This window comes from Kocuria sp. CPCC 205260 (assembly GCF_040981045.1).
GTDB classification, from domain to species: Bacteria; Actinomycetota; Actinomycetes; order Actinomycetales; family Micrococcaceae; genus Kocuria; species Kocuria palustris.
The window spans coordinates 72,622-85,938 of record NZ_JAVKPT010000003.1; the positions used below are offsets into that span (position 1 = coordinate 72,622).

A 13,317-nucleotide genomic window follows, 5' to 3' on the forward strand; every position below is an offset into this window, starting at 1 on the left:
CTCGAGGAGGCGGACCTCTTCGAGTGCCACGATGCTCGCAGGAGTGTGATCCAGTTCATATGACGGGAATCCCTGGGATATCACCAGGTCCTCCTAAGGGTGTCTGGGGTATCAATAAGCCCTGATCATGCCGGATCGATGGAATGATCCGGCACATGGGCCTCACTCGGCTCCCAGGGCCCCCAGCACGGGACGCAGCTTGGCGCGCGTCTCGGCGAGTTCCTCCGCGGGGTCGGAGGCGCCCACGATGCCGCAGCCGGCATAGACGCCGGCGGTCGCTGCGTCCTCCAGGATCCCGCCGCGCAGGGCGATGCCGAAGTCGCCGTTGTGCCGGGCATCGACCCAGCCGACGGGGCCTGCGTAGAGGCCTCGATCCATCCCCTCGAGCCGGGCGATGGAACCGGCCGCGGCAGCGGTCGGCGTGCCGCACACGGCGGCAGTGGGGTGCACGGCCTCCACCAGCTCGAGGGCGGAGGCCACGGTGCCGTCGGGGCCGCGGCGCAGATCGCAGGTCACGTCCGAGGCCAGGTGCCACACGTTGGGCAGCTCGAGCAGGTACGGCTCGGTCGAGGAGCGCACCGCGTCCGTGTAGGCGGCGATCCCCTCCAGGAACGAGGCGATCGCGAACTCGTGCTCCGAGCGCTGCTTGGCGTCCTCCATGAGCCGCTCGTGTGCCCAGGCCCGCTCGGCGGCGCTCGCGGGACCCGACGACGTCCGCGCGACGGTGCCGGCCAGCACCCGGGCGTGCACGGCGCCGTCGAGCACGCGCACCAGTCGCTCGGGCGTGGCTCCGAAGGCCCGACCGCCGTCCGGGCTCGGCCGGCCGAGGATGTCCACGGTGTAGGTCCAGCAGCGGTCGTAGTCGGCGGCCAGGCGGCTCAGCGCCCTCGGCATGTCCAGCTGCGAGCCCTCGGCCGCGCGCACCGGGACGCGCCGTGCCAGCACGATCTTCTCGAGGCTCCCGGAGCGGATCTCCTCGATCCCGGAGGCCACCCCGTCCAGCCACGCTGCCTGGGCAGAAGGATCCTCGAGGGCGCGCGGCGCCGCGGTCTCGGGGGCGGGCCCGTCCGGGAGCTGGATCAGGCGGCGGACGGCCTCAGCGATGTCGTCGGGCCCCAGGGGATCGGGGGAGGAGGAGACCAGGGTCGCCCAGGCGCCGTCGCCGTCGCGGCCCAGCACCAGCTCGGGGACCACCAGCCCGGAGCGGCGCTGGGAGGAGCGCGCGAAGGCGAATGCGCCGAAGGCCACGGGCCCGGTGGCCGAGCGCTGCAGCGGATCCTCGATCCGCAGCCCGTCCACGACGTCGTCCCACCATGCCCGGGCGCCCGTGAACCGGTCCTCGCCGGTGATCGCGAACGAGGCCGCCCGACCGAAGCCGATCAGCCCCAGGCCGCCGATCGTCCAGCAGGCCTCGGGTCCTGCGGGCAGCATGGCGCGCAGATCTGCGTCTTCGTGCAGGACCGTGGGCAGTGCGTCGCGCAGCTGCTCGAGGGGCATGGTGAGGCTGCGGCGCAGGGCCGACGGGGCGGGTGAGCAGTGGCTGACGGGCATAGCGGCTCAGTGTAGGCCGCGGCCGCGGGGCATGTCGGTTCGGGCTGTCGGGCGGCGGTGTCACAATGGAGCCCGTGAATCGTGCAGACCTGTCCAAGCGCACCGACGCCGTCGCCTCCATGTTCGATCAGGTGGCCCCGCGGTACGACCTCGCCAACGACATCCTCGCCCTGGGCCAGACCAGGGGCTGGCGTCGTGCTGTCACCAGCGCTGTGGGCGCGGTCCCCGGCGAGCGCGTGCTCGACGTCGCCGCCGGCACGGGGACCTCCTCGGAGCCGTTCGTGGATGCCGGCGCGGAGGTCGTCGCCGTGGACCTCTCCGAGGGCATGCTGCGCGTCGGGCGCGATCGCCGCCCGGACATCGACTTCATCCAGGCGGACGCCACGCAACTGCCGTTCGCCGACGAGACCTTCGACGCCGTGACGATCTCGTTCGGCCTGCGCAACATCGCCGAGCACCGCCAGGCTCTGTTCGAGATGCTGCGCGTGACCAAGCCGGGCGGGCGCCTGGTGATCTGCGAGTTCTCCACGCCGGTCTTCAAGCCCTTCCGCACGCTCTACAGCGAGTACCTGGTCCGCGCGATCCCGGGCATCGCGCAGAAGGTGAGCTCCAACCCGGAGGCCTACGAGTACCTGGCCGAGTCCATCCGCGACTGGCCGGACCAGGAGACGCTGTCCGAGCACCTGAGCGAGGTCGGGTGGCAGGAGGTGCGCTATCGCAATCTCACCGGCGGCATCGTGGCCCTGCATCACGCGGTGAAGTCGCTCGAGCACACCTACGGCGCGCCCACCATCGATCTGGCGTGAAGGTCGTGATCGCCGGCGGCGGTCCTGCGGGATCCACCGCCGCCTACTGGCTCGCCGCCCACGGCCATGAGGTCGTGGTCCTGGAGAAGACGGCGCATCCGCGCGAGAAGGTCTGCGGCGACGGCCTCACTCCGCGCGCCGTGCACGAGATGCAGCTCATGGACCTGCCGCACGGCGCGCAGGACGGCTATCGCGCCAATCGCGGGCTGAGGCTGTGCGCCCGCGACCGCGCGATCGAGGTCCCCTGGCCCGAGCTGACCGACTTCCCGTCCTACGGGCTGGTGCGGCCCCGTTCGGGCTTCGACCAGCACCTGGCCCGCCACGCCGAGGCGGCCGGTGCCCGGCTGATCGAGCACCGCTCCGTGACCTCCGTGGTCCGCGACGACGACGGCCGCGTGATCGGCGCCGACGCCTCGGTGCTCGGCGCGGACGGTCGGCGCACCGGCGAGACCGAGCGCCATCTCGGTGATCTGGTCCTGGCCGCCGATGGCGTCTCCTCGCGCACGGCCGTCAGCTCGGGCCTGCATCGCGATCCGGACCGGTTGATGGGCGTGGCCGTGCGCGGCTACTACGAGTCCCCGCGCACGGACATCGAGTGGATGGAGGGCTGGCTCGAGCTGCGCGACGGCACGGACCCCTCGGGCTCCCTGCTGCCCGGCTACGGCTGGGTCTTCGGCGCCGGCGACGGCACCGCCAACGTGGGCCTGGGCATGCTCAGCACCTCCAAGGCCTTCCGCGGCACGGACTACCGACGCGTGCTGCAGGACTGGGCGGCCTCCATGCCCAGCCAGTGGACGTTCGATTCCGAGCATCAGCGCGGCCGCATCCTCTCGGCTGCGCTGCCCATGGCTTTCTCCCGCACGCCGCACTGGGTGCCCGGGATGATGCTGCTCGGCGACTCCGCGGGGCTGGTCTCGGCGTTCAACGGCGAGGGCATCTCGAATGCCATGCAGTCGGCGCGCCTGGCCGCCGAGCAGATCCACGAGGCCGCCGGGGCCAACGGCCCGGCTCAGCGCGACGTGGTCCTGGCGCGCTATCCGCAGCTGCTGCAGGATGAATGGGGAGCCCACTTCACCCAGGGGCGCGCGCTGGCGCAGCTGATCGGGCGGCCGCGGATCATGAAGGCCGCCGTCGCCACCGGCATGTCCTTGCCCGCGCTGATGCGCTTCGTGGTGCAGGTCATGACCGAGCTCAGCGACCGCCCGGCGCACACCTGGGAGGACCGGGCCATCGCGCTGCTGGACGCCCTCACCCCGGCCACCTCCAACCGGAGGCGCTCGTCCGGGATCCCGGACGAGCGCCTCCAGAAGCCGTCCCCGACGAAGTAGAGTGTCCGATCGTGACTGACTCCTCCCAGGCCCCCGCGCGCCCCGACGACTCGCTGTCGGGCATCCTGCCCCCGAGCTTCGCCGCCGTCGCTCAGGACGAGGTGCTGGGACCGCAGCTGCTCGAAGGCCTCTCGGCGATCGAGGACCGACTGGCCGAGTGCGTGCGCAGCACGGATCCGCTGATCCAGGTGACGTCCTCGCACCTGCTGCAGGCAGGCGGCAAGCGGGTGCGCCCGCTGCTGACGCTGCTCAGCGCCCAGGTGGGCGGGGGCATCAACGATGACGTCGTCGACGCCGCTGTGGTCGTCGAGCTGACCCACCTGGCCTCGCTGTACCACGACGACGTCATGGACTCCGCCCCCGTCCGCCGCGGAGTCGAGGCCGCGCACACGGTGTGGGGCAACTCGGTCGCGATCCTGACCGGCGATCTCATCTTCGCCCGCGCCTCGTCCCTGGTGGCCGAGCTGCCCGGGGACTCCTTCAAGGTTCAGGCCAACGCCTTCGCCCGGCTGGTCGAGGGCCAGCTCAAGGAGACCTCCGGCGTCCCGGAGGGCACGGATGCCCTCGAGCACTACCTCGAGGTGCTGGCGGGCAAGACCGGCTCGCTGATCGCCGCGTGCGGGATCTACGGCGCAGGCCTCTCCGGTGCGGACGAGCACGTGCGCGCCGCCATGGAGACCTATGGCGAGCGCATCGGCGTGGCCTTCCAGCTGGCCGACGACATCATCGACATCACCTCGCCCTCGGAGGTCACCGGCAAGACCACCGGGACGGACCTGCGCGAGGGCGTGCTCACCCTGCCGGTGCTCATGCTGCGGCGCATGGCAGAGGACGGCGATGCCTCCGCGGCGCGCGTCCTCGAGCTCGTGGACGCCGATCTGACCAGCGACGACGCCCTGGCCGCCGCCGTCGAGGCGATCTGCGCGCACGAGGCCGTCGAGCGGTCGTGGGCCGTCGCGCAGGAGTGGGTCGACGACGCCCTGCGGGCCCTGGAGCCGCTGCCCACCTCGGCCGCTCGCTCGGCGCTGGAGGCCTTCGGGCGTGACATGGTTCACCGCCGTTCCTGAGAATGCGGTATAAATGCACCGCTGAAATGATCCCGATTCCCGGGGCATGACCTCGATGACCGAGGCGGCGGGACGCACACGCGCCGTCGAGCCCTGATTTCTCGAGGTGGAACGTGTCCTCACCCAACGCTTCCGCGACCACGGAGGTCCGCTCCTCGCACGAGCGCGAAGCCTTCTCCAGCCGCACCGTCTTCATCCTGGCCGCCATGGGCTCCGCCATCGGCCTGGGCAACATCTGGCGCTTCCCGTACATCGCCTACGACAACGGCGGCGGCGCCTTCATGATCCCGTACCTGGTCGCGCTGCTCTCGGCCGGCCTGCCGCTGCTCATGCTGGACTACGCCGTGGGACACCGCTTCCGCGCCTCCGCCCCGCTGGCCTTCCGCCGCCTGCACCCCAAGGCGGAGGTCCTGGGCTGGTGGCAGCTGGCCATCTGCTGCGTCATCGCCGTGTACTACGCCGCGATCCTGGCCTGGGCCGGGTCCTACACGATCTTCTCCTTCACCAAGGCCTGGGGCGATGACCCCGAGGGCTTCCTGATGGGCCAGTACCTCCAGGTCGCCGAGACCGTCGCCCCGAGCTTCGACTTCGTGCCCCAGGTGCTCATCGGCATGATCCTCGTGTGGGGCGTGCTGATCGTCGTGATGTCGCTGGGCGTGCAGAAGGGCATCGGCCGCTTCAACGTGATCTTCCTGCCGCTGCTGATCGTCATGTTCGTCGTCATGGTGGTCATCTCGCTGACCCTGGACGGGGCGGGCATGGGCCTGGACGCCCTGTTCACCCCGGACTGGTCGGCGCTGTCCAACCCGTCGGTGTGGATGGCCGCCTACGGCCAGATCTTCTTCTCGCTGTCCGTGGGCTTCGGGATCATGGTCACCTACGCCTCCTACCTCAAGCCCAAGACCGATCTCACCAGCTCCGCGCTGGTGGTCGGCTTCGCGAACTCGAGCTTCGAGATCCTCGCGGGCATCGGCGTCTTCGCCGCCCTGGGCTTCATGGCCAGCGCGTCCGGAGTCGCCGTCGGCGATGTCGCGACCAACGGCATCGGCCTGGCCTTCATCGCCTTCCCCACGATCATCTCGGAGGCGCCCGCCGGCACCCTGATCGGCGTCCTGTTCTTCGGGGCCCTGACCTTCGCCGGGTTCACCTCGCTGATCTCGATCGTGGAGGTCATCATCGCGGGCTTCCAGGACAAGCTGGGCCTGACCCGCGTGCCGGCCGTCCTGGTGGTCACCGTCCCGCTGGCGATCGTCTCCCTTGCGCTGTTGCCCACGACCACGGGCCTGAGCCTGCTGGACGTCGCCGACGCCTTCGTGAACAACTACGGCATCATGCTCGTGGCCCTGGTGGCGGTCGTGCTGCTCACTTCCGGGCTGACGGCACTACCGGTGCTTCGCGATCACCTCAACTCGGTGTCCACCTTCAAGCTCGGGCGCACCTGGATGCTGCTGGTCGGCGGCCTGGGCGTCGTCGTGCTGGGCTACTCCCTGATCGGCCAGCTGTCCGTGACCCTGTCCGAGGGCTACGGGGGATACCCGAGCTGGTATGTGGGCGTGTTCGGCTGGGGCATGGCGCTGGCGCTGCCGGTGCTGTCCTGGCTGATGACCCGCATCCCCTGGTCCGAGCGCTCGCGCGCCTCCCAGCAGTCCCCGGCCCCGGCCATCCTGGACTCCGTGCTGGATCGGCGCCTGCTCGGGACCTCCGGGCACTCACCGCTGCAGGACGGCCCCCGCAGCCCCTGGGCACAGGGCTCCGAGCCCGGCGCCCGCACCGAGATTCCCGCTGAGAACGAGGAGAACGTCCGATGAGCACCACCGCCGTGGTCATGATGATCGTCGCCATGGTGACGGTCTGGGGCGGCCTGCTCGCCTCGCTGCTGCACCTGCGCAACTCCCCGGAGGAGCAGGACGACTGAGACCGGCAACCGCTCCGTGCGGGCTCCGGTGAACCGCAGAGGCCCCTGCCTCCGCTGCCTGACGGGCAGCCGGAGGCAGGGGCCTCTTGCTCGGGGCGACTCGTCGTCTCTGTCCCGGGGCCGTGCTCCGCGCGGTGGCCGGCTCAGCCGAGGGGGCGAGCCTCGACGGGCTCGGCTGCGCGGTCGCGGCGGCGGCGACGCCCGGCGAGGACCGCGTCGGCGATCATCAACACGACGGCGGCCCAGACGACGAAGAACCCGGCCCAGCGCTCCGGCGGCATGGCCTCGTGCAGGATGACCACCGCCACGATGAACTGCAGGATCGGGGCGATGTACTGCAGCATGCCCACTGTGGACAGCGGGAGGTTGGAGGCCGCGAGCCCGAACAGCAGCAGCGGGCCCACGGTGATCACGCCCGTGCCGATCATGAGGGCCGTGTTGGCCGGGCCGGCGGTGCCGAAGACCAGCGCATCGCGGCTGATCAGCAGCCCCACGATGATCGAGGACGGGATCAGCAGGACGAGCGTCTCGACCGACAGGGTCACCAGGGCGGGCCAGCTGCTGCCGACCATGGACTTCACGAGCCCGTAGAAGCCGAAGGTGAAGGCCAGCCCGAGCGACATCCAGGGGACCTGGCCGTAGAAGACCGACATGACCAGCACAGCGGTCGCCCCCAGGATCAGGGCGCCCCACTGGAGGGTCCGCAGCCGCTCACGCAGCACCAGGACGCCCAGCAGGATCGAGACCAGAGGATTGATGAAGTACCCCAGCGAAGCCTCGAGCGTGTGCCCGGAGGTCGTGGCGATCGTGTAGAGCGTCCAGTTCATCCCCACGAGCACGGCGGCCAGCGCGAGGAGGCCGAGCACTCGCGGCTGGGACAGCGCCGCCGCGAAGCGGCCGAACTGCCGGAAGACCCCGAGCATGATCATGCACAGCACCAGCGCGAACCCGATGCGCATGGAGACGATCTCCCAGGGGCCGGCAGGCGCCAGCGCCACGAAGTACAGCGGGAGCACGCCCCAGAAGGTGTAGGCGGCGATGCCCTGTGCCAGCCCCGCGCGGGGGCTGCGCACATGGCGGACGTCGACGACCTCCGGGGCCGGACCGGAGGTCGGGGCCGGGTCCGGCGTCAGACTCACCGTCCGAAGAAGCGGCTCAGGAAGCCCCTCTTGCGCGGCTGGTCGTCCTCGGCCGGGCGGGTCCGCTCGGCGGCCTGGTCGTCGACGGCTACGTCCTGCGGGTCCTCGACCGGGGCGACGGTGCGCTCGGAGTCCTGGCGGCGCAGGTCCTCGGCATCGATGCGCTCGACGGTCTCGGCCTCCCGAGCCTCCGGGCGGTCCTGCTCGGCAGGGGCCGCCGCAGCCTCCTCGGAAGAGCGCTCGTCGTCGTGGGAGTCCTCGTCCGAGGTCTCCGCCACGTCCGGGGTCTCGGCCACGGGCACCGTGGAGGTCGTGACCTCGCCGGGAGCCACGTCGCGGCGCGGATCCTGGTCGTAGGGGAGGTCGTCCTCGGCGGCAGCACCGCCGTAGGTGACGGTCGGCTCGTCCTCGCGCGGCTGCTCCGGCTCGTCGTGGGAGATCTCGTAGGCGGGCTCGTCGTCCTGGATCTCGGGCTGCTCGGAGGCCGGCACGGGGGCCTCGAGCTCCTCGCGGGAGAGCTGGTCGGGAAGCGGGGTCTGCTCGGCATCGGCGGCGGGAGCCGCCGGCTCCTGCTCGGCGCGCTCCTGGGCTGCGGTGGCCTCCCGGCGAGCCTGCTCGTCGGCCTGGCGGGCGGCGCGATCGCGCTCGGCCTCCGCAGCGGCCAGACGCAGCGCATCGTCGCGATCGGCGCGCAGGGCCTCGCGGCGGGAGACGGCCTCCTCCTCGAGGACGCTGAGCTCCTGCTCCCCGACCAGGGGATCGGCGGACTCGGCGGCGTCGATCTTCCGGTCCTCGAACCACAGCCGCTGGGCGCCGGAGCGGGTCGTGATGACGCAGGTGGTCTCGCCGTCCCAGTCGATGTGGGCGCCGCGCAGGCGGATGTAGGAGTCCACTGCGCGGCAGTGGTCCTCGGCGGTGCCGGTCTGCAGCGCCTCGGCGATCACGCGCATCATCGTCTCGACGTCCAGCGCGGGCAGCTCGAGCTCGGGGCCCTCGAGCAGCAGCCACGCGGTGACCTGGCCGCCCACGCCGGCGGGGTAGTGGGCCCAGATCCCCGTGACGGACTTCGCGGCCAGGGCAAGGCGACGAGCCAGCCCGTCCTCGCGGGGGATCTCATCGGCGATCAGCTCCTCGACATCGCTGCGCGAGCCGGCCTGGCGGGCCTGCACCGAGGCGGCGACGACCTCCGGAGGGAAGTGCCCGAGCTCCTGCCAGGCCCAGATCCACGAGCCGCGGCTGGTGGAGTCGGTGCCCAGCAGGTGGGGCCGCAGCGTGACCGGCGGGTCGGACTGCAGGGTGAACGAGGCTGCCGAGAAGTCGACGTCCCACTCGACGCCCTGGCTCAGTTCGGCCAGGCGGGCCTGGTGCTCGGTCGAGATGAAGACCGAATCGTCGATCAGCTGCTGCAGTGATGTCGTCATGGGCCCCAGGCTAGCAAGGCAGAGCGCGCCCGGGCGGTGGCAGGACCTGGATAGGGTTGAGCCATGACGCAGGATCCCGCCCCCGCCCCCGTTCCCGAGCCCTCCGGCCGTCGCCGTCCGGGCAGCCACGGCGCCGAGCAGCGCACCGACGCCCAGACCGCCGAGCTGCTGCAGCAGCAGCTGCGCACGATCGGGCAGTGGGTGCTCAGCGTCGTGAACGCCCGGCCCGGCTGGCAGCGGATGATCCTCGATCTCAAGCCGCAGGACGGCCGCGTGTGGCTGCGGATCTCGGAGGAGCGCGATGGCCGGGTCCAGCCCGGCACCGTGGGCCCCCTCAATGCGGCGAGCCCCGTGCTGCGCAGCATCGAGCGGCTGCAGTCGCTGAGCTACCGTCCCGGACGCGGCACCTGGTTCGCGACCAGCGTGATCGTGATCGCCGAGGGCTGGCCGGAGCCCGAGCACCGCTTCACGGCCCACCACGTCTACGACGAGCGCCCGGAGGTCCTCGGGGAGGAGGGCCCGTACGGGCTCGAGGACGCCCTCGCGCACCTCGAGCGCTTCCCGCGCACGGAGGACCGGGTCCCGTCGTGGCTGGCCGAGATGGCCGCGCAGGCGGACGTGAGCATCCCCGTGCTGGCCCCGGAGGACGTCGCCTCCGCGGTGGACGGGTCCACCGTCAATCCGCTGCTGCGCGAAGCCGTGCTCGGCTTCGCCGCCGCCCCTTCGGAGGAGGCGATGATCGAGGTCCTCCGCCAGGCCATGCAGGGGACCGTGGTGCTCGATGCCAGCGGCTCCGACCTGGTGCCCGATGCGGAGGGAGCCCAGCCCGGTCCCGAGTCGACGATCCGGCTGCAGAGCCTGCGCGATCAGGACGGCGCGGTGGGCCTGGCAGTGTTCACCTCGGAGGAGGAGGCCCGGGAGGCCTTCCGGCGGTTCTCGGGCCAGGAGGCCGGCGAGCCCACGCTGCTGCGCCAGCCGACGCTCGTGCCGCTGCAGATCCTGATGCAGGACGAGCAGTACGACCACCTGGTGGTCGATCCGGGGAAGGCCTCCTGCCGCATCCCGCGTCGGCAGATCCAGTGGGCCCTGTCCTCGCCGCACAACGACGTCGTCAAGGGCGGTCTGGTCTCCGGCAGCATCCCGCAGATCCTCGGCGGCATGGTCGGGCGGGAGTCCAGGCTGCTCGTGGCCACCGAGCCCCCGCAGGACGGCTCCGTCCCGCCGCCGGTCTTCGCCTCGAACGACGACGGCACCGCGGACACGCTCTACGTCTTCACCTCCGTGGCCGAGGTCGCGGCCCTGGACCGCAGCCTCGAGTCCCGTGCGGCCTCCGGACGCGATGTCCTGCGCATGGCCCTGGACTCGGGGGCGCGGCGCATCCGGCTCAACGCCAGGGCGCCCATGGCCGTGTTCGAGATGGACGAGATCTTCCGCCTGCTGGCCTCGCTCGAGGAGTCCGAGGACCAGCAGCGCCGCGCGGCGGAGGCGGACGACGAGGACTTCGAAGCCGAGTCGGAGGACCCGGGCGCGATACCGGGCAGCCAGCCGTTCTCGCCTGACATCCGCTGAGGGCGCGCCCGGTCGGCGCCTCCGCGCGGAATCCGTCCTGCTGCGCTGGAGCTCGTGGCCGCAGGGCAGCGGGATGGAAGCAGGCCCCCTCGACCGGATGGTCGAGGGGGCCTGTCGCTCGTCGGCCGCGCAGCGGCCGGGGGGCGGATCAGCGGATCACACGTACTTGGCGTCGGCGCCGCGGTTGGCGGCCTCCGCCTCGCGCACGCGCTTGCCCAGCTCGGGGTGCACGTTCTCCCAGTACTGGAAGGCGCGCTCCTTGATCGTCTCGTCCTGGACGTCGCCCACGTGCCCGGCGATGTTGTCCACCAGGATCTGCTGCTCCTCGGCGTCCATGACCTCCGAGTACAGCTTGCCGGGCTGCGAGAAGTCGTCGTCCTCGGCGCGCAGGGTCGCGGCGGCGCGCACCATCTCGCCGTCCGTCTCCCAGCGCATCTCGTCGGCCGGCTTGACGCCCTGGCCGGCGACGGGGCCGCCGACGGTGTTGGGCGCGTAGACCGGCTGGGTCGGGGCCTTGAAGGTGTAGCGCATGGGGCCGTCGTGCGAGTACGAGTTGTTCTCGGCGTAGTGCGGGTAGTTCACCGGCAGATCCGCGAAGTTCGCCCCGATGCGGTGACGGTGCGTGTCCGGGTAGGAGAACACGCGGGTCATGAGCATCTTGTCCGGGGAGATCTCGTGGCCGGGCACGGTGTTGCCCGGGGAGAAGGCCGCCTGCTCGATCTGGGCGAAGTAGTTCAGCGGGTTCTGGTTCAGCACGAACCGGCCGATCTTCTTCCGCGGGTAGTCCTTGTGCGAGATCGTCTTGGTGACGTCGAACGGGTTGACCTTGTAGGTCTTGCCGTCCTCGTAGGGCATGATCTGCACCTCGACCGACCAGGCCGGGAAGTCGCCCTTCTCGATGGAGTCGTAGAGGTCGCGGCGGTGGGCGTCGGCGTCCTGGCCGGCGATGTGCGCGGCCTCCTCGCCGGTGAGCCCCTCGACGCCCTGCTCGGAGATGAAGTGGTACTTCACCCAGAAGCGCTCGCCGGCCTCATTGACCCACTGGTAGGTGTGCGAGCCGTAGCCGTTCATGTGGCGCCAGTTCTTGGGGATGCCGCGCGAGCCCATGAGGTAGGTGACCTGGTGGGCCGACTCCGGGGACTGGGTCCAGAAGTCCCACTGCATGGTGTTGTCGCGCAGGCCCGAGCCGGGGAGGCGCTTCTGCGAGTGGATGAAGTCCGGGAACTTGATGCCGTCGCGGATGAAGAAGATCGGGGTGTTGTTGCCCACGATGTCGAGGTTGCCCTCGGTGGTGTAGAACTTCAGCGCGAAGCCGCGGGGATCGCGCCAGGTATCGGGCGAGCCCTGCTCGCCGGCGACCGTGGAGAAGCGGGCCAGCATGGGCGTCTTGGTGCCCTTCTGGAAGACCGCCGCACGGGTGTACTCCGAGACGTCCTCGGTGATCTCGAGCTCGCCGAAGGCGCCGCCGCCCTTGGCGTGCACCACGCGCTCGGGGACGCGCTCGCGGTCGAAGGCCGCCAGCTTCTCCACGACGTAGGTGTCGTGCAGGGCGATGACGCCGTCGGGGCCGCCGCTCGTCAGCGAGTGGGCGTCCGACTGGACGGGCTTGCCCAGCTGATCGGTCGTGAACTCGCCGGTGGGGCGCAGTCCGTCTTCGTAGATGTTCTTCTCGGCCACGGTGTTCCTCCTGTGAGGTGATCTTGCGATGGTCGTCGATCCGGGCGCCGCGCTTGACGCGCCGCCCCTGCGACGGCCCGGGTCAGCCAGCAGCAGCGACCGCTCCGGGGGTCTGTGGGGCGGCTTCCGCTGCTGCGGCGGCCTCGGCCGCACGACAGCTGCGGCAGATGCCGCGGTAGAGGACGTCGGCGGAGAGCAGCTGCATGCCGAGGTCATCCGAGGGGCTCAGGCACGGCGCGGCGCCGACCGCGCAGTCGACGTCCTCCACCTGCCCGCAGCGCACGCAGTAGGCGTGATGGTGGTTGTCGCCGGTGCGGGTCTCGTAGAGGGCGGGTCTGCCCGGGGGCTCGAACTTGCGCAGCATCTCCAGGCTCGTCAGGTCCGTCAGCACGACGTACACCGACTGAGTGCTGATGCTGGGCAGCTGCTCCCGCACGAGCTCGGCGATCTGCTCGGCCGAGCTGTGGGGGTGGTCCTGGACTGCGGCCAGGACGGCCAGGCGCTGACGGGTGACCCGGCGCCCCTGGGCTCGCAGCTGTGCGCTCCAGTCCTCGCTGGTCACGACGCGGCCCTCGTGCGGCGGGTACCCGTGGGTCTCCGTCTCGAGTGCTGATGTCCTCATGGTCCCGAGTGTAGCGATAATTCTGAGAAACTCACAAGAACGGCATGTCCTGCATCACTCGTCTCGGGGAGGCGACGACGCTGATCTGCGGTGATGCGAACGCATATGTCTCTTGCGGCGCGGTCATCCGACTGGCCCCGCGCGTCGGCCTTGCCTATCCTCAGGTGCAGATCGCCGCGTCCCCTCAGGGAGGGTCTGCTGCGGTTCGGCGGCCTTGACGCG

At 71.0% G+C, this 13,317-nt stretch carries 11 protein-coding genes; 6 read left to right on the plus strand and 5 right to left on the minus strand.

Translation table 11 applies throughout. The features are described from left to right. Positions 1-162: 162 nt before the first annotated feature. Positions 163-1,551: an isochorismate synthase MenF gene (locus RF645_RS07490; protein ID WP_368818880.1), complete on the minus strand. Its 1,389-nt coding sequence runs from the start codon at positions 1,549-1,551 to the stop codon at positions 163-165. Positions 1,552-1,625: 74 nt separating this feature from the next. On the opposite strand from RF645_RS07490, the gene RF645_RS07495 reads away from it, so the two are divergent. The 5 genes from RF645_RS07495 (at position 1,626) to RF645_RS07515 (ending at position 6,667) form a co-directional block, all read left to right on the plus strand. Further along, positions 1,626-2,357, plus strand: coding sequence for a demethylmenaquinone methyltransferase (locus RF645_RS07495; RefSeq protein WP_368818881.1), 732 nt, complete (start codon positions 1,626-1,628; stop codon positions 2,355-2,357). Further along, positions 2,354-3,685: a geranylgeranyl reductase family protein gene (locus RF645_RS07500; protein ID WP_285728448.1), complete on the plus strand. Its 1,332-nt coding sequence runs from the start codon at positions 2,354-2,356 to the stop codon at positions 3,683-3,685. The genes RF645_RS07495 and RF645_RS07500 overlap by 4 nt, the downstream gene beginning before the upstream one ends. An 11-nt stretch (positions 3,686-3,696) precedes the next feature. Beyond that, positions 3,697-4,752: a polyprenyl synthetase family protein gene (locus RF645_RS07505; RefSeq protein WP_278858135.1), complete on the plus strand. Its 1,056-nt coding sequence runs from the start codon at positions 3,697-3,699 to the stop codon at positions 4,750-4,752. Between the two features lie 113 nt (positions 4,753-4,865). Beyond that, a complete protein-coding gene (locus RF645_RS07510; RefSeq protein WP_278858137.1) occupies positions 4,866-6,560 on the plus strand; it encodes a sodium-dependent transporter in 1,695 nt (564 codons plus the stop codon). Next, positions 6,557-6,667, plus strand: coding sequence for a methionine/alanine import family NSS transporter small subunit (locus RF645_RS07515; protein ID WP_081609431.1), 111 nt, complete (start codon positions 6,557-6,559; stop codon positions 6,665-6,667). Before RF645_RS07510 ends, RF645_RS07515 begins: the two co-directional genes overlap by 4 nt. A gap of 143 nt (positions 6,668-6,810) precedes the next feature. Here the strand turns inward: RF645_RS07515 and rarD are convergent, their stop codons facing one another. Further along, entirely contained in the window at positions 6,811-7,806 is a 996-nt protein-coding gene (rarD, locus tag RF645_RS07520) for an EamA family transporter RarD (protein ID WP_278858139.1), read from the minus strand. Beyond that, positions 7,803-9,227, minus strand: a complete 1,425-nt coding sequence (locus RF645_RS07525) for a DUF6882 domain-containing protein (protein ID WP_285728450.1) — start codon at positions 9,225-9,227, stop codon at positions 7,803-7,805. Before RF645_RS07525 ends, rarD begins: the two co-directional genes overlap by 4 nt. Positions 9,228-9,290: 63 nt before the next feature. Between RF645_RS07525 and RF645_RS07530 the strand changes: the two genes are divergently transcribed. Next, positions 9,291-10,796, plus strand: a complete 1,506-nt coding sequence (locus RF645_RS07530) for an SseB family protein (protein ID WP_271403384.1) — start codon at positions 9,291-9,293, stop codon at positions 10,794-10,796. Between the two features lie 156 nt (positions 10,797-10,952). Here the strand turns inward: RF645_RS07530 and RF645_RS07535 are convergent, their stop codons facing one another. Next, positions 10,953-12,473: a catalase gene (locus RF645_RS07535; protein ID WP_368818882.1), complete on the minus strand. Its 1,521-nt coding sequence runs from the start codon at positions 12,471-12,473 to the stop codon at positions 10,953-10,955. 82 nt (positions 12,474-12,555) lie between these two features. Then, a complete protein-coding gene (locus tag RF645_RS07540) occupies positions 12,556-13,095 on the minus strand; it encodes a Fur family transcriptional regulator (RefSeq protein ID WP_081609574.1) in 540 nt (179 codons plus the stop codon). Positions 13,096-13,317 lie beyond the last annotated feature (222 nt).

Bases quoted from the DNA above. Each gene is read 5' to 3' on its own strand.
- RF645_RS07490 (WP_368818880.1), bottom strand. From the start codon at position 1,551: ATGCCCGTCAGCCACTGCTCACCCGCCCCGTCGGCCCTGCGCCGCAGC.
- RF645_RS07515 (WP_081609431.1), top strand. From the start codon at position 6,557: ATGAGCACCACCGCCGTGGTCATGATGATCGTCGCCATGGTGACGGTC.
- RF645_RS07525 (WP_285728450.1), bottom strand. From the start codon at position 9,227: ATGACGACATCACTGCAGCAGCTGATCGACGATTCGGTCTTCATCTCG.
- RF645_RS07530 (WP_271403384.1), top strand. From the start codon at position 9,291: ATGACGCAGGATCCCGCCCCCGCCCCCGTTCCCGAGCCCTCCGGCCGT.
- RF645_RS07540 (WP_081609574.1), bottom strand. From the start codon at position 13,095: ATGAGGACATCAGCACTCGAGACGGAGACCCACGGGTACCCGCCGCAC.